Source organism: Conyzicola nivalis, from assembly GCF_014639655.1.
Taxonomy (GTDB): domain Bacteria; phylum Actinomycetota; class Actinomycetes; order Actinomycetales; family Microbacteriaceae; genus Conyzicola; species Conyzicola nivalis.
Genome location: NZ_BMGB01000002.1, coordinates 350,986 through 373,667 on the forward strand (window position 1 = coordinate 350,986; position 22,682 = coordinate 373,667).

Sequence of the window (22,682 nt, forward strand, 5' to 3'; positions counted from 1 at the left end):
GCGCGCCCGAACGTTCAGGCGCGATCGTGAAAATATGCCGCGCACCGGGTTCGATACGGCCGCGGGCGGCCTACTCACGCCGCGCACTCAGCCGGCGCTCGGCGCGTAGATCGCCCGTGCCAGCGCGTCGAGCACCTGCGGCGTGCGCGGTCCGAAGCTCAGGATCTCGCCGTCGGCCATGTCGACGAACCGGCGGTGCTGTCCGGCCAGAGTGAGTCCGATGGCCGGCTTCGTCTCGAGCAGACCGTCGACCCCGCCCGCGCTCTCGATGCCGTCGGTCATCACGAGGATCAGGTCGGGGTTGCCCGCCACCAGCGCTTCATCCGTCATGGGCTTCATGCCCGTCCAGCCGATCTCGCCGGCGACGTCGATGCCCCCGACCGCCGCGATCAGCTCGTCGGCGCCGGACTCCTCGCCGAACAGGTAGTAGATGCCCGCGCCGCCGCGCAGATAGAGGAACAGGATGCGCAGCCTGTCGGCCGGGTCGCTCGGAGCAATGCCCTGGATCTCGGTGATCTTGTCGGTGATCTGCTGCTGCAGGTCGGCGGCGAGCAACTCGCCGGCGGGAGATGCGCCGAGCGCCGCGGCGACCTGCCGGGCCAGCTCGCCCACACCCTGCATGCTCGGGTCGGTGTCGACGAAGACCACGGCGATGCCGGCCTCGCGCAGCTGCAGGATGACGTCGGTCGGGCCGATCGTGCCGTCGGTGATCACCACGGTGGGGCGCAGCGCGAGCACTGCCTCGCTGTTGACGGCGTGGCCGCCCGAGGTGATGAGCGGCAGGTCGGCCGCCTCCGGGAAGGTAGTGGAGACGTCGCGGCCGACTACGTTGTCGCCGAGGCCCACTCCGAAGATGGTCGCCGCGATCGAGCCCGAGATGTCGAGACCCAGGATGCGGTCGGTGGATGTCACGGTGACCTCGGTGTCTCCGTCGAGGTCACGCGAGGTGACGGTAGCGGGAAGTGTCTGCTCGGGCTTCTCGGCCACGACGTCGATCGACGAGTCGGCGAGCAGCGCCGTCGAGGGTCCCTCGTACGCCCGCGGATCGTCGAGCAGCGCGAGTTCGGCGAGCGGCACCGACTGGTCTCCGACGGCGGCCTCCGTTCCCGTGCCGGCCGGCCCCGAGCAGGCTCCGAGCAGCGTGACGACGAGAGCTGCGGCCAGAAGATAGGCACCGCGAACCGTGCGCCGGGGGAGAGCGGTCATGCGGAGGTGGTCCTTTGTCTAACGGCGAAGCAGGCCGTGATCGGGTAGTACTTAGGCTAGCCTAACTACGCCCGGCGGGTGTGGTCCGCGCTCGCCGACCTGCCGGTGGGGTTGGGCGTTCGTTCGGTTTGCCTGTCATAGGCTTGCCGCAAAACCCGGAAGGTGTAGTCGTGGCAGCGAGCTTGGAGTCGGATCAGCCTGCGCCGCACGGCCTCACGCCCCGCGAAATCGCCGTCCTTGACTTCGAACGCGAGTGGACCCGCCACGTGGGAGCCAAAGAAGAGGCGATCCGCGAGGTCTTCGGCCTTTCCGCCGCCCGGTATTATCAAGTGCTGAACACCGTGATCGACTCGCCGCACGCCGTGCGCCGCGATCCGATGCTCATTAAGCGCTTGCAACGCGCACGTGACGCGCGGGTGCAGACCCGAGCGGCCCGCACGTTGACCAGCTCACGCCAGGTGGATAGAGCCCCTCGCCCCCTGCCAGACGAAACGACTGATTAGAACTATGGCCAGTTACCCGAAAGACCGGTTCGACGACCTGCCCAAAGACCTCGTGCGAGTCGGTGCCCACCGTGCGCCCCGCAAGCGCGGCGGCGGTTGGGTCGGGTTCGCGTGGGCGGCGCTGGCCACCCTGGTCCTCGTGGTCGGCGGTTTCTACGTTGTGACCCTTATCGACGACAGCGTGCGTTTCGAGATCCCCGGCTTCCCACAGGCGGACGAGACGAGCAGCTCGCCCGAAGACGAGTCGACCCCGACGGCGCTGCCGCTCACCGATCCCGCGACGATCGACCCCGCGCGCGCCATCACGATCACGGTGCTCAACGGAACTCCCGTCGTCGGGCAGCAGACCGTGGTCAGCGACACGCTGACCGCCGCGGGCTGGCCGATCGGAAGCGCCACGACGGCGTCGACGAGCGATATCGAAGAGACGATCGTTTACTACAGCAACCCCGCCGACGAGGACATCGCGCGCGGGCTCGTCTCCACTCTCGGTGTCGGCGACGTGAAGGAGAGCACCGCGTTCCTCGGCGCCCCCGTCACGATCGTGCTCGGCTCGGACTACACCCCCGCCGGCTGACGGCACCGGGCCGAACAGTGGCCCCGTGTCATCCAGTGTTACGAACGTGTTTAATCCTTGAGTATTAGGCCGATTACGCCGCAAACCCCCTGTTGGAGCGCGCTGCCGCTCACTACGCTCTGGGATGTCCGTACCGCGACTGGTGCGGATACCACCGAACACGCACCAAGGAGCAACACATGGCGAACGGAACCGTGAAGTGGTTCAACGCTGAAAAGGGTTACGGTTTCATCACTGTCGAGGGCGGGAGCCAGGACGTGTTCGTCCACTACTCCGCCATCGACATGGGGGGTTACAAGGTACTCGAAGAGGGTCAGAGCGTGACCTTCGAAATCGGCACGGGCAGCAAGGGCCCTCAGGCAGAATCGGTGCGGCTCGCGCAGTAGCGTCCGACCGATTTCGTGACAATGGCCCGTCGAAGGCGGGCCATTGTTGTGCGCGGTGCGCGTAATCGCCCGGCAAGCCTTCGCCTTTCTTGCACTCACCTTGGGCGAGTGCTAATTTTGTCTCTGGCACTCGCATGCCCCGAGTGCTAAAGAATTCGGTAGGCAAACGTCCGGAAAGGACGAGAACACACATGGCAAAAATCATTGCTTTCAACGAGGAGGCCCGTCGCGGCCTCGAGCGTGGCCTGAACATCCTGGCCGACGCCGTCAAGGTCACGCTCGGCCCGCGCGGTCGCAACGTGGTGCTTGAGAAGAAGTGGGGCGCCCCCACCATCACGAACGATGGTGTGTCGATTGCCAAGGAAATCGAGCTGGACGACCCCTACGAGAAGATCGGCGCAGAGCTGGTCAAAGAGGTAGCCAAGAAGACGGATGACGTCGCAGGCGACGGAACGACCACCTCGGTCGTTCTCGCTCAGGCCCTCGTTCGCGAAGGACTTCGCAACGTCGCAGCCGGTGCCGACCCGATCAGCCTCAAGCGCGGCATCGAGAAGGCGACCTCCGCGGTCATCGAGGCGCTCATCGCCTCCGCCAAGGAGATCGAGACCAAGGAAGAGATCGCGGCCACCGCGTCCATCTCCGCCGGCGACCCCGAGATCGGCGCACTGATCGCCGAGGCCATCGACAAGGTCGGCAAGGAAGGCGTCGTCACCGTCGAGGAGTCGAACACCTTCGGCACCGAGCTCGAGCTGACCGAGGGCATGCGCTTCGACAAGGGTTACCTCTCGGCATACTTCGTCACCGACCCCGAGCGCCAGGAAGCGGTCTTCGAGGACCCCTACATCCTCATCGTCAACGGCAAGATCTCGAACATCAAGGACCTGCTGCCGATCGTCGACAAGGTCATCCAGTCGGGCAAGCAGCTGCTGATCATTGCCGAGGACGTCGACGGCGAAGCGCTCGCGACCCTCGTCGTGAACAAGATCCGTGGCATCTTCAAGTCGGTCGCCGTCAAGGCTCCCGGCTTCGGTGACCGTCGCAAGGCGCAGCTGCAGGACATCGCCATCCTCACCGGTGGCCAGGTCATCTCCGAGGAGGTCGGTCTCAAGCTCGAGAACGCGACCCTCGACCTGCTCGGCCGCGCCCGCAAGGTCGTCATCACCAAGGACGAGACCACGATCATCGAGGGCACCGGCGACGCCGACGCCATCGCCGGTCGCGTCAAGCAGATCCGCGCCGAGATCGAGAACACCGACTCCGACTACGACCGCGAGAAGCTGCAGGAGCGCCTGGCCAAGCTGGCCGGCGGCGTTGCAGTCATCAAGGCCGGAGCCGCGACCGAGGTCGAGCTCAAGGAGCGCAAGCACCGCATCGAAGACGCAGTGCGCAACGCCAAGGCAGCCGTCGAAGAGGGCATCGTCGCCGGTGGTGGCGTAGCCCTCATCCAGGCCGGCAAGGTCGCATTCGAGTCCGCCGCGGTCACCGACCTCGTCGGCGACGAGGCAACCGGCGCGAACATCGTTCGCGTTGCCATCGACGCACCGCTCAAGCAGATCGCGCTCAACGCCGGTCTCGAGCCCGGTGTCGTCGCTGACAAGGTGCGTCACCTCCCCGTCGGCCAGGGCCTCAACGCCGCGACCGGCGAGTACGTCGACATGCTCGCTGCCGGAATCAACGACCCGGTAAAGGTCACGCGTTCCGCGCTGCTCAACGCTGCATCGATCGCGGGACTGTTCCTGACGACCGAGGCCGTTGTCGCAGACAAGCCCGAGAAGAACCCTGCACCCATGGGCGACCCGTCGGGCGGCATGGACTTCTAAGTCCACGCAGCTTCAGAAGAACGGGCGGTCTCCTCACGGAGGCCGCCCGTTCCGCGTTAACCTTCCCTACCGCGCGAACATGCGCGCGTTGGTCGCCTCGATGTCGGCATACTGCTGGCCGGCAGCCCCCAGCGCCTGATTGATCGCGGCGAGGTTCTCTTCGACGCGCTGCTGGGTGCTGCGCCACTCGCTCGCGAGGCTCTGGAACGCCGCCGCGGCCGGGCCGCTCCACGACGACTGCAGGTTCACGAGTTGGCCGTGCATCGAGCCGACCTCCGCCTGGATGCGCGAGATGCTGCCGCGAACGGCCGCGCTCGTGCCGAGAACTTCATCACTGTCTACCTGGTATCTGGTCATGCCCAGACGGTAGCCCCCGTGACGAGAGCGCCGAGGCTCAGGCCTCGGGATCGGGGGACTGCGGCTCCGCTGCGGTGTCGGGGAGGAGAGGAAGGATGACCCGGAAGGTGGCGCCGCCACCCGGCGTCTCCACGACATCGACCTCGCCCTTGTGCGCGGCCACGATCGACGCGACGATGGCCAGCCCGAGTCCGCTGCCGCCGGTGTCGCGGTTGCGCGAGCTGTCCGCTCGCCAGAACCGCTGGAAGATCTTCTCGCGAATCTGGGGCGGGATACCCTCGCCGTGGTCGATCACCGAGATGACCGCGAGCCCCTGCGCGCGGTCGGCCTCAACGCCGATCTCGAGCGGGGTACCGGCGGGCGAGAAGCGCATCGCATTGCCCATCAGGTTCGTGATCACCTGGCGGATCTTGTTCTCCTCCGCGAGCACGAGGGCGCGCGGTGCGGTGGCGGCAGTGGAGGCGGTTTCGGTGCTGATCGTCTCGGGCGTGATCACCCGGGGACGCCGACGCAGGCGGGCGAACGTCGCACCGGCGAAAGCGATCGGTCCGGTGGCCAAGGCCGCCGAGCGATCGGCGTCCGTGCCATCCGGGGTATCGACCACGTCGAGTATCTCGGGCGGGCTGATCTCCGATACCAGCACGCGCACCTCCCGGTCGGGAGACGACGCCATGGCGTCGAGCGCGGCGTCGCTCGCGAGCGGGATCAGGTCGACCACCGTGAGCTGCAACGGCTTAGCCTCGTCGATACGCGCGAGTTCGAGCAGGTCGGTCACCAGCTCGCCCATGCGGATCGCCTCCTTCTCGATGCGCTCCATGGCCTGGGCGACGTCTTCGGGCTTCTGCAACGCGCCCATGCGGTACAGCTCGGCGTAGCCGCGCACGGAGACGAGGGGGTTGCGCAGCTCGTGGCTGGCGTCGCCGACGAAGCGCCGCATCTGGTCGATGGTCCTGGCGCGGTCGGCGAAGGCCTTGTCGATCTGGCTGAGCATGGCGTTGAGCGATCGGTTGAGGCGGCCGACCTCGGTGTTCTGCGTGGCGCCGCCGAGTCGCTGGGTGAAGTCTCCCGCGGCGAAGCGGGCGGCGGTCGCCTCGACCTGGCGCAGGGGATTGAAGGTGGATGTCACGAGCAGACGTGTGAGCGCCCCGCCGAGAATCACGACCGTGAGTCCGAAGAACATGAAGATTGCCGCGTAGCGCGAGATCACGCCGTCGATGTCATTGAGGTTGTAGCCGACGACGTAGCTGAGGAAGTGACCGGTAGTGGTCGCGCGCGGGGAGCTCACGACGCGCCAGTGGCCCGAGCCTTGGGCGTTGTCGACGGTGACCGCGCTGTCTTGCGACCACACGTTCGCGCCGCGCAGATCGTCCGAAGCGGGGTGGGGCGTCTCGCCGGTGCGGTTGGTGCACATGAGGTTGCCGGACTCGTCGACGGCGGCGATGTAGTACGACGTCAGTGTGGGCCTGACGACGCAGGTGAGCGATCCATCGGGTGTTTCGCTGAGCCGGATGACAGAATTGGCGCTCGCGATGACGCTGTTGATTTTCGCGTCGGCGTCTTCGGTGAGGTAGGTGCGCAGCACCGACATCGAGCCGAGGCCGGCGACCAAGAGGCCGAGCGTGAGCAGGAGCACGCTCACCGTCGTCATCTTGGTGCGCAGCGACGTCGCATTCCAACGCGCGGTCAGCGCGTCAGTCACATGGGCTTTTCTGGTCACGCTCGCGTGGTCTTCAGCATGTAGCCGAAGCCGCGCTTGGTCTGGATGATCGGCTCGGCGGAGAGGTGGTCGAGCTTGCGTCGCAGATAGCTGATGTAGCTCTCGACGATGCCCGCGTCGCCGTTGAAGTCGTACTCCCAGACGTGATCGAGGATCTGCGCCTTCGACAGAACGCGGTTCGGGTTGAGCATGAGGTAACGCAGCAGCTTGAACTCGGTCGGGCTCAGTTCGATCTGCTCGGAGCCAATGGTGACCTCGTGGGTGTCCTGGTCCATGGTGAGCTCGCCGGCGCGGATGACGGCCTCCTCGTCGTCCTGCATGGTGCGGCGCAGGATCGCCTTGATGCGGGCGACGATCTCATCGAGGCTGAACGGCTTGGTGACATAGTCGTCGCCGCCGACGGTGAGTCCGGTGATCTTGTCTTCCGTGTCGTCTTTCGCCGTCAGGAAGAGGATGGGGGCGGTGTAGCCGGATGCCCGGAGGCGCTTCGTCACGCCGAAGCCGTTGATATCCGGCAGCATGACATCGAGGATGATGAGGTCGGGTTCTTCCTCGAGAACAGCGGAGATTGCACCCGCACCGTTGCCGACCGCTCTCACCGCGAAGCCGGCGAAACGCAGGCTCGTGGTCAGAAGGTCGCGGATGTTGGGTTCGTCGTCAACGATCAGGATCTTGGGGCCGTCAGTCATGCGTACAGTATCTGCGAGTTGTCTGGAGTTTGTCTGGGAGTCGTGTGTGCCGGTCCGATGAGGGCAGACTGGGCAGGTGAAGCAGCTGGATCTCATCAACCGCGTCTCCGTCATGGCCATCGTCAACCGCACCCCCGACTCGTTCTACGACGACGGTGCGACCTTCGCGCTCGACAGCGCGGTAGAGGCGGCGCTGTCGGCCGCGCGGCACGGCGCCGACCTCGTAGACATCGGGGGAGTGCCCTTCGGGCGGGGTCCCGCGGTGTCGCTGCAGGAGGAGATCGACCGGGTGGTTCCCGTCGTCGAAGCGATCCACGCGGCATCCGACATCGTCGTGTCGGTCGATACGTTCAACGCCGATGTGGCCCGGCTGAGCATCGCGGCCGGAGCCGGGGTGATCAATGACACGAGCGGCCTCTGGGACGACCGCATGGCCGGGGTCGTCGCGGCGAGCGAGGCGACGCTCGTGCTCACTCACAGCCTCGCGCCGCCGCGGTCGGAACCGCCGCGCCCCGAATACGGCGACGTGGTGGCCGAGGTCGTGGACTTTCTGCGCGACCGGGTGGCCCGGGCGGTCGCGGCGGGCGTTCCGCTCGACCGGCTCGTCGTCGACCCGGGGCACGACCTGAACAAGAACACGCTGCACTCGATCGAGCTCACCCGCCGGCTCGAGGAGGTCGTGGCGATCGGCCTGCCGACCCTTGTCGCATTGTCGCGCAAAGACTTCGTGGGCGAGGTGCTCGACGCCGCCAAGCAGGACCGCCTCGAGGGTTCGCTGGCCGCGGCCGTCGTCTGCGTGACGAAGGGCGCCCGCGTCGTGCGCGTGCACGATGTGGCCGCCAGCGTCGCCGCGATGCGGATGACCGAGGCACTGCTCGGGCTGCGCGAGCCGGTGTACCTGCGTCATAACATGGGCGAATGAGCGCGCGAATCGACCAGCTGTGGCCGGAGCCCATGGACGACCTCGGTGACGACGAGCTGATCGCCGATCTGGTCGCGCCGGCCGGGCCGTGGCTGCGGGTGAACTTCGTGTCGAGCGTCGACGGCGCGGCGACCACCGCGGGCCTGTCGGGCGGGCTGGGCGACGCGGCGGACAAGCGCCTGTTCGAGCTGCTGCGGCGGGTGAGCGACGTCGTGCTGGTCGGCGCGGGCACCGTGCGCGCGGAGGGCTACGGTGCGCTGCGGGTCAGCGACTCCAGCGCGCGCTGGCGGGAGAAGCGCGGACTTCCGGCGCATCCGGTGTTCGCCATCGTCTCGGGATCTCTCGATCTCGATCCCTCGTCGACGATATTCTCGGATGCGCCCGTGCCGCCGGTGATCATTACGACCGCGCGTGCCAGCGCCGATCGGCTCGCCAGGTTCGACGGGCTCGCCGACGTGATCGTGGCGGGTTCGGGCGCACTCGACGTGCCGCTCGCCCTCGCCGAACTGCAGCGGCGCGGGTTGAACCACGTGTTGAGCGAGGGAGGTCCGTCGCTGTTCGGCTCGCTCATCGCGGCTGGCGCGGTCGACGAGCTGTGTCTCACGCTGAGCGCACGCCTCGAGGCGGGCGATGCGCAGCGCATCGCGAGCGGGCCGCTCGACGTGCCGGCCGCGCTGACCCTCGAGCGCGTGCTGAAGCACGCGAGCACGCTGCTGCTGCGTTACGGGCGGGCGCTCGCTGCTGGTTGAGTAGCGCCGCCTGCGGCGCGTATCGAAACTGCGCTCACCGAGGTTTCGATACGGTCGCTGAGCGACCTACTCAACCAGCGGGCGTCAGGCGGCGGCGTCGAGCGTGTCGCTGTCGAGGATCGTGTAGCTGTAGCCCTGCTCGGCGAGGAACCGCTGGCGGTTCTGGGCGAAGTCCTGGTCGACGGTGTCGCGGGCGACGAGCGTGTAGAAGTTCGCGGGTAGGCCGCTCTCCTTGGGGCGCAGCAGGCGTCCGAGGCGCTGGGCCTCCTCCTGGCGGGATCCGAACGAGCCGGAGACCTGGATCGCCACCGTAGCCTCAGGCAGGTCGACCGAGAAGTTGGCGACCTTCGAGACCACGAGCACCTTCGTCGTTCCCTCACGGAACGACTGGTAGAGCCGCTCGCGCTCGGCCACCGGCGTCGAGCCGGTCAGCGCGGGGGCGTCCAACGCCTCGGCGAGCTCGTCGATCTGGTCGAGGTACTGGCCGATCACCAGGATCTGCTCGCCGTCGTGCTTCGCGACGAGTCGCTTGACCACGTCGAGCTTCGCCGGGGCTGTGGCCGCCAGGCGGTAGCGCACGTCGTCGGCCGACGCGGCGTACTCGAGCCGGTCCTGCTGCGGCAGGTCGATGCGCACTTCGTAGCAGCTGGCGGGGGAGATGAAGCCCTGGGCCTCGATCTCCTTCCACGGGGCGTCGAAGCGCTTCGGTCCGATGAGGCTGAACACGTCGCCCTCGCGGCCGTCTTCGCGCACGAGCGTCGCGGTGAGTCCGAGGCGGCGTCGGGCCTGAAGGTCGGCGGTCAGTTTGAACACGGGCGCGGGCAGCAGGTGCACCTCGTCGTAGATCACGAGACCCCAGTCGAGGGCGTCGAGCAGCGCGAGGTGGGCGTACTCGCCCTTCCGCTTCGCCGTGAGCATCTGGTACGTCGCGATGGTGACCGGCTTGACGTCTTTGACGAGCCCGGAGTATTCGCCGACCTCGTCCTCGGTGAGGGTGGTGCGCTTGAGCAGCTCGTTGCGCCACTGGCGGGCCGAGACCGTGTTGGTCACGAGGATCAGCGTGTTGGTCTTGCCGACCGCCATGGCGCCGGCGCCGACGAGGGTCTTGCCCGCCCCACAGGGAAGCACGACCACGCCCGAGCCCTGCTCGAAGAAGCTGTTCACCGCGTCGGTCTGGTACGGACGCAGGTGCCAGCCGTTGTCGGCCAACGCGATCTCGTGCGGCGTGCCAGGGGTGTAGCCGGCGAGGTCTTCGGCCGGCCAGCCGATCTTCAACAGCTCCTGCTTGAGCTGCCCACGCGCCCAGGCCTGGACGACGTAGGTGTTCTCGCTGCGGCGCTCGAACAGCAGGGCGGCGACCTTCTTGCCCCGTGCGATCTCGGCCAAGACCGCGGCATCCGTCGCCGTCAACAACAGCACGCCCTCGTCGTCCCGTTCGATCACGAGGCGGCCGTAGCGTCCCACCGTCTCGGTGATGTCGACCGACACCACCTGCGGGATCGCGTACTTCGAGTACTTCTCCAGCGTCGCGAGCATGTCGGCCGAGGTGTGCCCGGCGGCGCGCGCGTTCCACAGCCCCAGCTTCGTGATGCGGTAGGTGTGGATGTGCTCGGGGGCCCGCTCCAGCTCGGCGAACACCGAGAGGTCGTGGCGGGCGTCGTCGGCGAGCGGGTGCGCCACCTCCAGCAGAACCGTTCGGTCGCTCTGAACGATCAGGGGTCCATCGGGTGCTTCGGGCGAATTCACCTCGACAGCTTAGACCGCGCTGCTGACCGAGGTGATGTGACTGAGCGGAAGCGTGCGTTCAATGTCCGCCTTTCGGTCGCGTCCGCGGAGACGCCCGCCGCCGAGGCCGGTCGGTTCCAGGACGAAGACGACGGATGAACCGTCCTGCACGGTCACCGTCACGCTGATCGTGAGGCGGGCCTTGACGGCGGCGTCCAGCTGGCGTTCGAGCCAGGCGCGGTCGTTGTCGCCCGGGGCTTCCGGCGCGAGCTGCCGGAGGCGTTCGACGATGTTCGCCGCCTGGTCGACCACCTCGGGCTGCGCGAGCGCGGGGGCGCGGCGGCGGGCGATCGGCACGATCGTGCCCTGAGAGTCTTCGACGGCCACCGGGTAGCGCGCCTCGTTCAGCGACCAGAACACGGTGCTCTCGTCGTAGCGACTGTGCGCGCGGCCGTCGTCGCCCAGCGCCAGCGCGAGCGGGGAGAGCGCCTGGTCGACGAGCAGCGCGCCGAGCAGGTTGTCGTCGGTCGAATGCACGTAACTGCCGGCGTCATCGGTGCCCACGCGCACGAGCCCGTACCGGTTCGCGGCGTCGGCGATGAGGTAGGCGAGCGGCTGGGGGATCCCGGTCAGCGAGATCTCGCCGAGGAACTCGGTGATCGACTCGGCGGTCTCGCCCAGGGTGAGGGCGCGGTTCACGCTCGCGAGCGACACCCGGTAGCTCGACGCGAGCGCGTGGCTCTCGACGGCCGCGATGGTGCGCAGCCGGGCGTCGAGACGCGGGGCCAGCGGGCCGGGCGACACGATGGAGAGGTCGTGCTGCAGGTAGACCTGCTCGACCTCGCGCGGCAGCAGCTTCGCCATCGCGCTCGCCGCGGCATCCGGACCGTCGGTCAGAAGGAGGGTGCCGGGCGTCGACGGCGTGGCCTTGGCGATGATGCCGAGCAGTTCTGCGTCGCGGATGCGCGTGGTGACGCGTTCGCGCATCCACTCGCCGCCGGCCGGGTAGAGCCAGGCGACGAGCGACTCGAACTCCTCGTCCCAGCGGTCGTGCGTTCGGCCGGCCAGCAGATGGCGGATGTCGTCGGGCAGCTCGGCCAGCCACGAGGCCGCGAGCCGCGCCCACACCTCGGGCGTCGACAGCAGCAGCCACGGCGCGGCCTCGGCGGTCGCCGACCACTGGGCGCCCTCCAAGGCGACGAGGCCGGCGCGCTCGGCGATGCGCTGGAGGTCGGCGACGTCGTCGAGAGCGACGGATGCTGCGGAGGCCAGCCGTTTGGCATCGGGTAGCGCGAGCCCGCCCTTGGCGAGTTCGCGCGCCGGCTCGTGCTGGTGTTCCGCCACGAGCTCGGCGACGGCCATCGTGGTGGCGAACGCGTGATCGGCGGCCAGCCCGTCGGTCGTCGGACGCGGCTCGGACTCGTGGTGCTCCGGCGCCCACGCGGTTGCCAGCTCGACCAGGTCGGGCAGGCCGAGCGACGGCCACTCGGCGAGCTGCTCGATCACGGCGTCCCACGCGACAAACCCGGTGTCGTCTTCGCCGGCGAGCCCGAGAGCCTGTGCGGTGGCGAGGTGCTCGGCGACCGTGTCATCCGGCACCGACGCACCGAGCGCCGTCAGCCGCGCGGAAATCTGCGGAACCGTTGCCGCGCCCAACTCGGCGAGAGCCGCGAGCGTGGTCAGCGTCGGGCGGTCGAGGGCCGAGAGGGCGGTCTGAACCGACGCGCGGTCGAGCAGTTTCTCGGCGAGGTCGAAGTAGTCGCCGATGCCGACGTCGCGCACCGAGCGGGCGCGCAGAAGGGCGCCGAGCTCGGAGTCACCCAGTGCGCGCAGCCGACCGGCGAGCGCGAGGGTGGAACTGCTAGTTGCTGGCATCCCTGGCCGCGCGGCTCTTCCGGCGGGCGCTCACGATGACGAGCGCGATGAGCAACAGGATCCCGATGGGGAAACCGATGTTGGGCAGGATGATGATGACGGGCCAGATGCCCTCGTCGAAGTCGCGCACACCGAGGCCGGTACCGGCGAGGATGGCGATAATCGCGAGCACCGAGAGACCAATTGCCGACGCGAGCATGTAGGCGATGATGCGTTCGTTACGATTGACGTCTACCGCGGTATTTTTGGCCACGGTACCAAGGATAGGGCCACAGTGGTGCCTCTACGATTGAGCACCATTCATAAGGGAGTTACGCGATGCCAACCGGCAAGGTTAAGTTTTACGACGAAGAGAAGGGCTTCGGCTTCATCAGTGCAGATGACGGCCAGGAAGTCTTTCTGCACGCGTCCGCGCTCCCTGCGGGCACGGTAGGAATCAAGGCGGGCACGAAGCTCGAGTTCGGCATCGCCGACGGCAAGAAGGGTGCCCAGGCGTTGTCCGTGCGCGTGCTGGAGTCGCCGCCGAGCCTCGCGAAGCTGAACCGCAAGCCGGCCGACGACATGGCGATCATCGTGGAAGATCTCGTCAAGCTGCTCGACGGCATCGGCTCGAACCTCAAGCGCGGCCGCTACCCCGACAAGAGCCACAGCGGCAAGATCGCGCAGATGCTGCGCAAGGTTGCAGACGAGCTCGATGCCTGAGTCGACGAAGTTTGACGTCGCCTACGCGGCGCTGCTCGAGATCACTCCGGTCGAGACCGTCGGCGACCCCGCCGGCGAAGTAGACGAGGGCGACGGCGTCGTCTCCGTGCTGTTCGAGTGCGCGATGCCCGGCTACCCCGGCTGGAAGTGGACGGTCAGCGTCGCTTCGCTGGAGGGAGCCGAGCCGAGCGTGCTCGAGGTCGAGCTCATGCCCGCCGAGGGCGCACTGCTGTCTCCCGACTGGGTGCCGTGGAGCGACCGCCTCGCCGAGTACAAGGCCGCGCAGATCGCCGCCGGCGAAGAAGTCGACGATGCGGATGACACGGACGAGCCCGACGACGACACGGACGACGACGCCGACGAGACCGACGACGACGAGTCGGACGACGAAGAGGCCGACGAAGACGACGACGACGATGACGAGGATGATGACGACGACGATCACGTCATCCACGTGGTGCACGGCGGCGACGTCGACGGTATAGACATCGACGAGCTCGACCTGCCCGAGCCCGAGGCCGAACCGGTCGCAGACGACGAGAAGTAGCTAGGCCCTGTTGCGGCGGGCGTGCGTGTAGATCAGGCCGATGAGCCCGAGCACGATGCCCGTCGCGCAGGTGTAGAGCAGCGCCGGTTCCGGCTGCACGATCAGCAGCACGACGAGCGCCACGATCCAGAGTGCGAGCCCGGTGAGCACGGCCTTCCGGTCGTCGGTCTTCACCGGCACGGGATCGGGTTTGCGCTCCGAGTCCTTGAGCCACAGCTTCATGCGGCCAGCCTACGGCCCGCCCGCTCCGCGCGGGTGCGGTCGTTCGGCGCGGATGCGGGCGTTCGAACACTGGCATCGGTGCCAAACGGCAGCGGCCGCCGACCGCTTTACCCGACCGGCAGGACCGTTAGAGCGCGCCCACCACGTAGTCGATCGACGCGATCAGCTGGCGCACGTCGCTCGGCTCGATCGCCGTGAACGTCGCGACGCGCAGCTGGTTGCGGCCGAGCTTGCGGTAGGGCTCCGTGTCGACGATGCCGTTCGCGCGCAGCACCTTCGCGATGTTCGCGGCGTCGATCGCCTCGTCGAAGTCGATGGTCACGACGACCTGCGAACGGTGGTCGGGGTTCTGCACGAACGGTGTGGCGAAAGCCGCGGCATCCGCCCACTCGTACAGCGCACCCGACGACTCCTTCGTGCGCGCGTCGGCCCAGGCGAGGCCTCCGTTGCCGTTCATCCACTCGACCTGGTTCTCCAGCATGAGCAGCGTCGCGATCGCCGGGGTGTTGAGCGTCTGCTCGAGGCGCGAGTTGTCGATCGCGTTCTTAATCGAGAGGAACTCGGGAATGTAGCGCCCGCTCGCGGCGATGCGCTCGACGCGTTCGATCGCGGCGGGGGAGAAGAGGGCGAACCAGAGGCCCCCGTCGGAGGCGAAGTTCTTCTGCGGGGCGAAGTAGTAGACGTCGGCCTGGCTGGCGTCGAAGTCGATTCCGCCGGCGGCGCTCGTGGCGTCGATGACGGTGAGCGCTCCGGCGTCGCCGTTGACCCGGGTGACGGGAGCCATGACCCCGGTGGATGTCTCGTTCTGAGGCCACGCGTAGGTGTCGATGCCCTCGAGCACCTCGATCTCGGCGCGCGAACCGGCCGGCGCGTTGATGATGTGCGGCGCGCTGAGCCACGGCGCGGCCGCCGCGGCACCGAACTTGGAGCCGAACTCGCCGAACGTGAGGTTCTCGCTGCGGTTCTCGATGAGGCCGAAGGCGGCGGCGTCCCAGAACGCGGTCGATCCGCCGTTGCCCATTACGACCTCGTAGCCCGAGGGAAGGAGGAACAGGTCGGAGAGACCGGAGCGCACGCGCTTGACGAGGTTCTTCACCGGGGCCTGGCGATGGGAGGTGCCCATGATCGACGATCCGGCGCCGGCGAGGTAGGCGAGCTGCTCGGGTCGCACCTTGGACGGACCGCAACCGAAGCGGCCATCGACGGGAAGGAGGTCTGTGGGAATCACGATCGACGACATTTTCCAATTGTAGGAGCCGAAACGATCGCACTTTCCGCCGCACGACATACAACGTCAATGAGAGGGGTTATCAAACAAGTAGTCTTGACCCAAGTACCGCGCGCTTGCTGGAGGCCTCGATGACGGATCTTGTTGATACCACTGAGATGTACCTGCGTACCATCCTCGACCTCGAGGAGGAGCACATTGTGCCTCTGCGTGCGCGCATCTCCGAGAGGCTCGGTCACTCCGGCCCCACGGTGTCACAAACCATCGGGCGCATGGAACGCGACGGACTCGTCGTCGTCGAAGGCGACCGCCACCTCGAGCTGACGGGCGAAGGCCGCAGCAAGGCCGTGCACGTGATGCGCAAGCATCGTCTGGCCGAGCGCCTTCTCGCCGACGTGATCGGCCTCGACTGGGCCTACGTGCACGACGAGGCCTGCCGGTGGGAACACGTGATGAGCGAGCAGGTGGAGCGCCGCATCCTCGAGATGCTCGGCAACCCCACCGAGTCGCCCTACGGCAATCCGATCCCCGGGCTCGACGAGCTCGGCCACGAGGCCGCCCCCGCGTTTATGGACGGCGTCGTGAACCTGGTTCAGCGGGTGTCGGGCACGTCCGAGACCGTGAGCGGTGTCATCCGTCGTCTCGGCGAGCCGGTTCAGTTCGAGCCCGAGCTTCTGCAGCAGCTGCAGAGCGCCGGTGTTATGCCCGGCGCGACGGCGAACATCTCGGCCGCGGGTTCGTACGTCTTCGTGGCCGTCGAGGGATTTGGCGAGGGGCTCGAGCTGCCCAATGAGGTCGCCGTGCACATCTTCGTCGGGGTCTAGATTTTCCGTCGTTTCAGCTTGTTGACAGGTTCGCGCCGATTCGGACACAACTCAGGTTCGCTCCTTTAGTGTCGTACGGTCCACCCGACCGGAAATGCTGTCAGGACTCAGTGCGGGGCGTCTCACCCACCTTTCCCCCGCGCTGGAACGTGAATATATATACGAAACGTGATGGGGCAACTTCCTAGAGTTGCCGAGGCGCAGGAGGCTAAATCTCTTGTCATTAGTGCCACCCGAAAACAGCGCGACCGAGATCCCGAAGAGTTTCACCTCGCGTCGCGGAACACCCAGCAAGAAGCGCAAGCGCAGGTCGAGCGTCCTCAGTCTCGCCGTGGTCGCGGTCGTCGTGCCCGGCCTGTTCGCGACCGTCGCCCTGCCGGCCTACGCGTTCGCTCCCGTCGAAGACACCGACGACCTCAAGGCCGCGGTGGCCCTCGAGGAGTACAAGGAGGCGGACGCGCAGACCGTGCTCGTCGACAAAGGCGCGGAGGAGCCGAGCACCGACCGCGAGTCCTTCTCGGCCACCACCGAGGCCGAGCTTGCCGCCTCGCGCAAGCGCACCGTGCTCGCCGCGACCTACGCGTCGTACGCCGGGCCGAGCACCGCCGAGTTCCTGGCCAATCCGCCCTACCCGAGCTTCGACCTCGCCCAGGTCGCGGCGGTCGGCCAGCAGTATCTCGGCACCCCCTACATCTACGGCGGCGCAGACCCCTCCGGCTTCGACTGTTCGGGCTTCGTCCAGTACGTCTACGCGCAGTTCGGCATAGCGCTTCCACACTCGGTGAGCGGCCAGGCTGCGGCCGGTACGCGAATCGCTACCGCGGACGCCCTTCCCGGCGACATCGTGATCATGTCGGGCCACGACGGCATCTACATGGGCGACGGCAAGATCATGGATGCACCGCATGCCGGCGGCGTCGTGAGCATCCGCCCGATCTGGACGACCTCGTATTACATCGTTCGCATCGGCGTTTAGCTTTCGTAACCTAAATCGGCGGGCCGCTTAGTTGTGGTCCGCCGATTTTGGGTTAACCTGTAACCCTTGGAGTTCAACGAGTTCTAGGAGAGCCGATGCACAGCGAGCGCACCATCCAAACCACGGATGTTTGTGCCTGTCTGCCCGTACGGTTCACCGGTTCGCGTCACGTATTTATACGCGCGCGCATCAGCTAAGGCACTGTCTCACCGACAGTGCCTTTTTGTTTGTCCTAGCACCACCGTTTCGCCCCGAGAACGCATGTCGAATGCCTGCAAGCCGTGCAGGCGCTTTCGGAAGGATGACGATGCGCACACTGGTACTGAACGCGGGCTACGAGCCACTTGGCGTTGTGTCCTTCAAACGAGCCTTGGTGCTAGTGATGAATGAAAAGGCGACCATCATTGCTTCGGATGGCGAGCATCCGGTGTTCGGCTTGTCGGGTGCCTGGGACAGGCCGTCGGTGATCATTCTGCGCCGCTACGTGCGCCTGCCGAGCGGGCGCAACGTGCCCGTTTCGCGCAGGGGAGTGCTGCGCCGCGACAACAGCCGGTGCGGTTACTGCGCCGCCTCGGCGACGACGATCGACCACATCACGCCCCGGTCGCGCGGCGGCAAAGACACGTGGGAGAACCTCGTGGCGTGCTGCCTGAAGTGCAACAACGTGAAGGGCGACCGCACACCGAGCGAGATGAACTGGCGGCTGCGCACGACCCCGCGTCCGCCGAACGGTGCGTCGTGGATGGCCCGCGGCATCGAACGCGCGCTGCCCGACTGGGAAGAGTATCTCGCCCCTGCGGCCTAACTTTTGCGGCGAGGTGAGCCTGTCGAAACCCATCGCGCCGTTACCAATTTGGAATAATCGCTCGCGCCCGACCGCCATCTGGCCTAAGCTCTTTCCTATTGCGCGGCGCCCCCGTGCCGACCAACCCACTCCCGAAGGGTCGTTTCTTCTTGGCTAACGAGCCCGTGCTGTCCACACGCCGTGCCATCGCAGCGCGCCGAGGCGGCATCAGCCTCCGCAAGCAGGCGTCCTCGGTTCTGGTCATCGGAGCGGTAGCAATGCTCGTAGCGCCCATGGCCCTGCCGGCCTTCGCGTTCGAGCCCGCCCAGGAAGAGGTCGCCTACGCCGAGACGGAGTCGGTGACCGTTGAGGTCTCCGACAGTGCCGCCCGCCGAGTAGACGACCGCGAGACGTTCTCCGCCACCTCGGTCGCCGAACTCGCCAGCACCCGCGCCGCCGCCGCACGAGCAGCCGCAGCGGCTGCCGCCGCATCGGCCGCGGCCTCACGTTCCACGTCGCTCGGCGCGGCCGTCTACAACCCGTCGAACAGCGCCGTCGCAGCCGGAGACGACTACCCGTTCCGTGCCGGCCCGCTCAAGACTCTCTCGCCGTTGCGCTATATCTACCGCGAGTGTGTCGACTTCGTGGTCTGGCGTCTGAACCGCGACGCCGGAAGCACCTCGGCCCCGTGGAAGTACACGTGGGGCTACCTCACCCCGAACGGCGGAAACGCCCGCGACTTCAAGGCCGCTTGGCAGGGCCACGGCTGGCCGACCAGCAACTCTCCGGTCGCCGGCGACGTCGCCTGGTGGGCCAATAACCACGTCGCGTACGTCAAGGCGGTCAACGCCGACGGCACCGTGGATCTCGAAGAGTACAACGCCGTGCCGTTCACCTACAGCACGCGCACGATCCCGGCGTCGAAGGTCGACCTCTTCCTCTCGCCGCCCCCGCGCTAACTCTCTCGCCGGGTAGGTCGCCCAGCGACCGTACGGAAACCCGCGCCGCGCGCACCCGTGCGCGCATGCCGTGACGCGCGCGCAATCCCGGGACGTGCGCGCACGGGCGCCGCACCGCGCTCGTCCCATCGGTGCGCGCACACGGCCGTCGTCGTAGCGCGCCGCCCTCCGGCCTGGCCGCTTTCCTTGACGTCCCCCGAACGAGGGACGTAGACTGCCGCCAGCACGGAAAGCGCTTTCCTTAACTTGGAGGTTCAATGTCGAATCTATTCAGCGGGTTACCCCTGCGCCTGGCCGCGGTCGCGACCGGTGTCGCACTTGTGGCGGGAGGCGCCACGGCGGCCTCCGCGGGAAGCCCGGGCCACGGGCATCCGGGCCATGGCGGCAGCCACACACCGGCGGCACCCGCCGGCACTCCGCAACTCGAGAAGCTCGACCGCGGGCTCGTCGCGACCAGCACCAGCGAGGGCGTCTTCGTCAGCTGGCGCCTGCTCGTGAGCGAGGCCACCGGCGCGAGCCAGACCGGGCTCACCGGCACCGATTTCACCGTCTACCGCGACGGCGCGGCGATCGCGACGGTCACCGACAGCACCAACCTGCTCGACCCGGCCGGCACGGCCACGTCGCAGTACGCGGTCGCGCCCGTCGTGGGCGGGGTCGAGGGTGAGTCGAGCCCGGCCGTCGCGCCGTGGGCGAACGGCTACGTCGACCTTCCGCTGCAGAAGCCCGTCGACGGGGTCACGCCGAAGGGCGAGGCCTACACGTACTCCGCGAACGACATGAGCGTCGGCGACGTCGACGGCGACGGCTCGTACGAGTACATCGTGAAGTGGGACCCGTCGAACTCGAAGGACGTCTCGCAGGTCGGCTACACCGGCAACGTCTACGTCGACACCTACAAGGCCGACGGGCGGTTGCTCAACCGGATCGACCTGGGCGTCAACGTGCGCGCCGGGGCCCACTACACGCAGGTGCTGGCGTACGACTACGACGGCGACGGCAAGAGCGAGCTGCTGCTTAAGACCGCGCCCGGCACGAAATCGACCACCTTCGACAAACGCGGCAACGTGGCATCCGAGAGGTTCATCAGCCTGCCCAAGGAGGACCGCAAGAACGGCGTCACGAACGAGGACGACTACCGTGTGAGTTCTTCCGGCTACTACGAGCATGTGGTCGACATGTTCGTCGGTTGGCAGAACCTGCCCGAGGTCGCGAGCGGCCAGTGGCCGGCGACGCTCGAGGAGGCGTTCGGGATTCCCGTGACGCACGAGTACCCGCTGAGCCGAGAGGATGCCGCAAAGCTCACCGACTACTTCATGGACGTCTACGCGCCCAGCCGCAGCGCCCGAAACAACCTGCGTGCGTTCGAGGGGTTCATCCTGAGCGGTCCCGAATACATGACCATGTTCGACGGGGCCAGTGGCAAGGAACTGCAGACCGTCCCGGTGAAGACCGAGCGCTACGACGACGGCCTCGCGTGGGGCGATTACGCGATGGCCCGCATCGAGCCGGGCAACCGCGTCGACCGCTACCTCGGCGGCGTCGCCTACCTCGACGGCGTGCACCCGAGCGCGATCTTCGCCCGCGGCTACTACACGCGCACGACGATCGTGGCCTACGACTGGAACGGCAAGAAGCTCACCGAGCGCTGGTACGTCGACAGCGGTTTCCCGGCGATGACGAACCCGTTCAACGACTCCCCGCACGGACGCGACGGCTCGAACCCCGAGTTCGCGTCGCTCACCACGCAGGGATTCCACTCGCTGAGCGCGTCCGACGTCGACGGCGACGGCAAGCACGAGGTGGTCTACGGATCCGCGACGATCGACGACGACGGCAGCCTGCTCTACAGCTCGACCGACACCCTGCCGGCCGGGTCCGCGGCGCCGGGCACCGAGGCGCGACTGGGCCACGGCGACGCGATGCACGTCACCGACATCGACCCGAACCGCCCCGGCCTCGAGATCTTCACGGTTCACGAGGGCGCGACGTATGCCCCCTACGGCTACGCGCTGCGGGATGCCGCGACGGGCGAGGTGATCTACGGCGAGTACAGCGGCAAGGACACCGGCCGCGGAATGATCGGCGATATCGACCCGGCAGTGCCCGGCATCGAGACCTGGGCGACGCGCCTGCGCTCGGCCTCCGGCGATGCTCTCGCCGCAGCCGGCCCCGGAACCAACCAGAGCATCCGGTGGGCGGCGGACGGAACGACCCAGATCGTCAATGGAACGGCCGATGCGGATGTCACGATCGACAGCTACACGACCGGACGGCTGTTGACCGCCACGGGCACCCGTTCGAACAACGGCACCAAGGGCACCGCGAACCTGGTGGCCGACGTGTTCGGCGACTGGCGCGAGGAGCTCTTGGTTCGCACCGCGGACTCCAGCGCCATCCGGATCTTCCTGTCGACGGATGTCACGGACCGGAAGCTCTACACGCTGATGCACGACAAGCAGTACCGTGCCGAGGTGGCGCGTCAGAACACCGCGTACAACCAGCCGTCGTATCCCGGGTTCTACCTGGCCAGTGATACCGATTTCAGCACGGTACCGCTGCTGACCGCGGCGGTGACGCCGGCCGCCGTGTCCTTCACAGACACCCGTAACAAGGATTCGTACACAGTCCCGTCGACGCCGGGTGTGCAGTACGTGGTGAACGGCAAGGTTGTTAAGGCGGGGATGTACCGCGTCTCCCGCTCGACGACGGTGACCGTGACGGCCGTTCCGCAGGAGTGGTACTTCATCGCCCCGGGCGCGACCTCGACCTGGGAGCACAAGTTCAACACGCGTAAGTAAGTTCGACGGCTCCCCGGGTCGCGCTAAACTCGGGGAGCCAGCCTCTGTAGCTCAATGGAAGAGCAATTCCGTCCTAAGGAACAGGTTGGGGGTTCGAGTCCCTCCAGGGGCACCACCGTAAATACCGCGGGTTCGTCACGGCGATGCCGACCGGAGTTCGCGTCTGACCCCGGCGACGACCACCATACCCACCGTTGTCGCAATGCCGGTGACGACCAGCGCGTCGATCCAAGCGTTTAGCGCAGCGGCCTCGTCGACGTCGTATGTCGTGTAGTCGGTCACCTGTGCGAGCACGATCCACAGCATGATCGCCAGAGTCCACGCGAATCCCGCGAGAATCGCGAGGACGGTGAAATAGGGGTTACGCCGGGCCCGGGGCGCCAGGGCTGCCGAGTCGTCAGCCGGGTCGCCTGCGGTGTCAGCCACGCGTGAATTATGGCAGGCCGGCTGCGGGGCGAGCCACCCCGACGAGGCGGATGCCTAGGTGGTTGCCGGCGCGAGCAGCGGAGAAATCATCTCGTCGAGCGCGAGCTTCGTCTGATCGACACTGAGCGCCCGTTCGATACGCAGGATGAACCACGTCCGGGCGTCGCACACCGCCACGATCTGAGCGAGACGGCGATCTCTCGACTGCTCGTCTGTCGCGGGATCCAGGTGCGGCGCGAACGTTTCCTGGCACCAGTTGACGTGAAACGCCCGCCCGCGCGCCGCGATCGCGGGCAAGCCGTCTACGAGGTGCGCTTCGGCATACGTCTTGAGGATCAGTTCGCCGTACTTCTCATAGTGATCTGCCAGTGCCGTGATTGTCTCGGCGGGGAGAGATCGTGCGACCGCCGCGCGAGCGTTCGCAATCTTGCCGAGCTCACGCGTCACCACCGATACAAGCAGTTCCGGCTTGCTCCCGAATCGTCGCAAGACCGTTTGCACGGTGACGCCGGCGTCGAGCGCAATGTCTTCAAGGCGAATGCGCTCGTAGGGGAGATCGCCAAACCGCTGAAGCATCGCGTCGGCGATGCTGTCGGCAGTTCGAGCCGCCGATTCTGCGCGAGACGTCATCTTGTAGGGCCGCGTATTCATGTGATACAGATTAACACGAAATGTCTACTGTGAATG

General features: G+C 67.1%; 24 protein-coding genes and 1 tRNA gene. 14 read left to right on the forward strand and 11 right to left on the reverse strand.

Annotated elements, in window-relative coordinates:
- Positions 1-87: 87 nt before the first annotated feature.
- On the reverse strand, positions 88-1,206 hold the full coding sequence (locus IEV96_RS15190) for a heme/hemin ABC transporter substrate-binding protein (protein ID WP_188511585.1): 1,119 nt from the start codon (positions 1,204-1,206) through the stop codon (positions 88-90).
- A 170-nt stretch (positions 1,207-1,376) separates the two neighbouring features.
- Between IEV96_RS15190 and IEV96_RS15195 the strand changes: the two genes are divergently transcribed.
- The 4 genes from IEV96_RS15195 to groL all read left to right on the forward strand — a co-directional run bounded on the left by IEV96_RS15195 (position 1,377) and on the right by groL (position 4,492).
- Positions 1,377-1,709, forward strand: a complete 333-nt coding sequence (locus IEV96_RS15195) for a DUF3263 domain-containing protein (RefSeq protein ID WP_188511586.1) — start codon at positions 1,377-1,379, stop codon at positions 1,707-1,709.
- A 4-nt stretch (positions 1,710-1,713) separates the two neighbouring features.
- Positions 1,714-2,286 carry a LytR C-terminal domain-containing protein gene (locus tag IEV96_RS15200; protein ID WP_188511587.1) on the forward strand — a complete coding sequence of 191 codons (573 nt, stop codon included), beginning with the start codon at positions 1,714-1,716 and terminating at the stop codon, positions 2,284-2,286.
- 179 nt (positions 2,287-2,465) lie between these two features.
- A complete protein-coding gene (locus IEV96_RS15205; RefSeq protein ID WP_184233174.1) occupies positions 2,466-2,672 on the forward strand; it encodes a cold-shock protein in 207 nt (68 codons plus the stop codon).
- Positions 2,673-2,863: 191 nt separating this feature from the next.
- Positions 2,864-4,492, forward strand: coding sequence for a chaperonin GroEL (groL, locus tag IEV96_RS15210; protein WP_188511588.1), 1,629 nt, complete (start codon positions 2,864-2,866; stop codon positions 4,490-4,492).
- Positions 4,493-4,558: 66 nt separating this feature from the next.
- Here groL and IEV96_RS15215 read toward each other — a convergent pair whose 3' ends face one another.
- The 3 genes from IEV96_RS15215 to IEV96_RS15225 are packed head-to-tail and all read right to left on the reverse strand — an operon-like array spanning position 4,559 to position 7,255.
- A complete protein-coding gene (locus tag IEV96_RS15215) occupies positions 4,559-4,849 on the reverse strand; it encodes a WXG100 family type VII secretion target (RefSeq protein ID WP_188511589.1) in 291 nt (96 codons plus the stop codon).
- Between the two features lie 37 nt (positions 4,850-4,886).
- Positions 4,887-6,548, reverse strand: coding sequence for a sensor histidine kinase (locus tag IEV96_RS15220; RefSeq protein ID WP_308419494.1), 1,662 nt, complete (start codon positions 6,546-6,548; stop codon positions 4,887-4,889).
- Between the two features lie 14 nt (positions 6,549-6,562).
- Positions 6,563-7,255, reverse strand: coding sequence for a response regulator transcription factor (locus tag IEV96_RS15225; RefSeq protein WP_188511590.1), 693 nt, complete (start codon positions 7,253-7,255; stop codon positions 6,563-6,565).
- A gap of 76 nt (positions 7,256-7,331) precedes the next feature.
- Between IEV96_RS15225 and folP the strand changes: the two genes are divergently transcribed.
- Both folP and IEV96_RS15235 read left to right on the forward strand, forming a co-directional pair.
- Entirely contained in the window at positions 7,332-8,177 is an 846-nt protein-coding gene (gene folP, locus IEV96_RS15230) for a dihydropteroate synthase (protein ID WP_308419495.1), read from the forward strand.
- Entirely contained in the window at positions 8,174-8,926 is a 753-nt protein-coding gene (locus IEV96_RS15235; protein WP_188511591.1) for a pyrimidine reductase family protein, read from the forward strand. Before folP ends, IEV96_RS15235 begins: the two co-directional genes overlap by 4 nt.
- Positions 8,927-9,010: 84 nt before the next feature.
- Here the strand turns inward: IEV96_RS15235 and IEV96_RS15240 are convergent, their stop codons facing one another.
- From IEV96_RS15240 to IEV96_RS15250, 3 genes are read right to left on the reverse strand one after another with little or no spacing between them, the layout of a single operon-like run.
- Entirely contained in the window at positions 9,011-10,672 is a 1,662-nt protein-coding gene (locus IEV96_RS15240) for a DNA repair helicase XPB (RefSeq protein ID WP_229733447.1), read from the reverse strand.
- Positions 10,673-10,681: 9 nt separating this feature from the next.
- Positions 10,682-12,526, reverse strand: a complete 1,845-nt coding sequence (locus IEV96_RS15245; protein ID WP_188511592.1) for a helicase-associated domain-containing protein — start codon at positions 12,524-12,526, stop codon at positions 10,682-10,684.
- On the reverse strand, positions 12,513-12,779 hold the full coding sequence (locus IEV96_RS15250; protein WP_188511593.1) for a hypothetical protein: 267 nt from the start codon (positions 12,777-12,779) through the stop codon (positions 12,513-12,515). The genes IEV96_RS15245 and IEV96_RS15250 overlap by 14 nt, the downstream gene beginning before the upstream one ends.
- A gap of 65 nt (positions 12,780-12,844) precedes the next feature.
- On the opposite strand from IEV96_RS15250, the gene IEV96_RS15255 reads away from it, so the two are divergent.
- Positions 12,845-13,228, forward strand: coding sequence for a cold-shock protein (locus IEV96_RS15255; protein WP_188511594.1), 384 nt, complete (start codon positions 12,845-12,847; stop codon positions 13,226-13,228).
- Positions 13,221-13,775: a DUF3027 domain-containing protein gene (locus IEV96_RS15260; protein WP_188511595.1), complete on the forward strand. Its 555-nt coding sequence runs from the start codon at positions 13,221-13,223 to the stop codon at positions 13,773-13,775. Before IEV96_RS15255 ends, IEV96_RS15260 begins: the two co-directional genes overlap by 8 nt.
- Here IEV96_RS15260 and IEV96_RS15265 read toward each other — a convergent pair whose 3' ends face one another.
- Both IEV96_RS15265 and serC read right to left on the reverse strand, forming a co-directional pair.
- On the reverse strand, positions 13,776-13,997 hold the full coding sequence (locus IEV96_RS15265) for a DUF2530 domain-containing protein (protein ID WP_188511596.1): 222 nt from the start codon (positions 13,995-13,997) through the stop codon (positions 13,776-13,778). It abuts the gene before it with no gap.
- Between the two features lie 127 nt (positions 13,998-14,124).
- Positions 14,125-15,237 carry a phosphoserine transaminase gene (serC, locus tag IEV96_RS15270; RefSeq protein WP_188511597.1) on the reverse strand — a complete coding sequence of 371 codons (1,113 nt, stop codon included), beginning with the start codon at positions 15,235-15,237 and terminating at the stop codon, positions 14,125-14,127.
- 119 nt (positions 15,238-15,356) lie between these two features.
- On the opposite strand from serC, the gene IEV96_RS15275 reads away from it, so the two are divergent.
- The 6 genes from IEV96_RS15275 (at position 15,357) to IEV96_RS15300 (ending at position 21,684) form a co-directional block, all read left to right on the forward strand.
- Complete coding sequence (locus IEV96_RS15275) at positions 15,357-16,049, forward strand: iron-dependent transcriptional repressor DtxR (RefSeq protein WP_188511598.1); 693 nt, start codon at positions 15,357-15,359, stop codon at positions 16,047-16,049.
- Between the two features lie 226 nt (positions 16,050-16,275).
- Positions 16,276-17,025 (forward strand): C40 family peptidase, encoded by a 750-nt coding sequence (locus IEV96_RS15280; protein WP_188511599.1) that lies wholly within the window; start codon positions 16,276-16,278, stop codon positions 17,023-17,025.
- Positions 17,026-17,332: 307 nt separating this feature from the next.
- Positions 17,333-17,830, forward strand: a complete 498-nt coding sequence (locus IEV96_RS15285; protein ID WP_188511600.1) for an HNH endonuclease — start codon at positions 17,333-17,335, stop codon at positions 17,828-17,830.
- 149 nt (positions 17,831-17,979) lie between these two features.
- A complete protein-coding gene (locus tag IEV96_RS15290) occupies positions 17,980-18,768 on the forward strand; it encodes a CHAP domain-containing protein (RefSeq protein WP_188511601.1) in 789 nt (262 codons plus the stop codon).
- A 257-nt stretch (positions 18,769-19,025) separates the two neighbouring features.
- Positions 19,026-21,569, forward strand: coding sequence for a rhamnogalacturonan lyase (locus IEV96_RS15295; protein WP_188511602.1), 2,544 nt, complete (start codon positions 19,026-19,028; stop codon positions 21,567-21,569).
- Between the two features lie 40 nt (positions 21,570-21,609).
- Positions 21,610-21,684, forward strand: a tRNA-Arg gene (locus tag IEV96_RS15300).
- Between the two features lie 20 nt (positions 21,685-21,704).
- On the opposite strand, the gene IEV96_RS15305 is transcribed toward IEV96_RS15300, so the two are convergent.
- A complete protein-coding gene (locus tag IEV96_RS15305) occupies positions 21,705-21,995 on the reverse strand; it encodes a hypothetical protein (protein WP_188511603.1) in 291 nt (96 codons plus the stop codon).
- Between the two features lie 54 nt (positions 21,996-22,049).
- Positions 22,050-22,646, reverse strand: coding sequence for a TetR/AcrR family transcriptional regulator (locus IEV96_RS15310; RefSeq protein WP_188511604.1), 597 nt, complete (start codon positions 22,644-22,646; stop codon positions 22,050-22,052).
- Positions 22,647-22,682 lie beyond the last annotated feature (36 nt).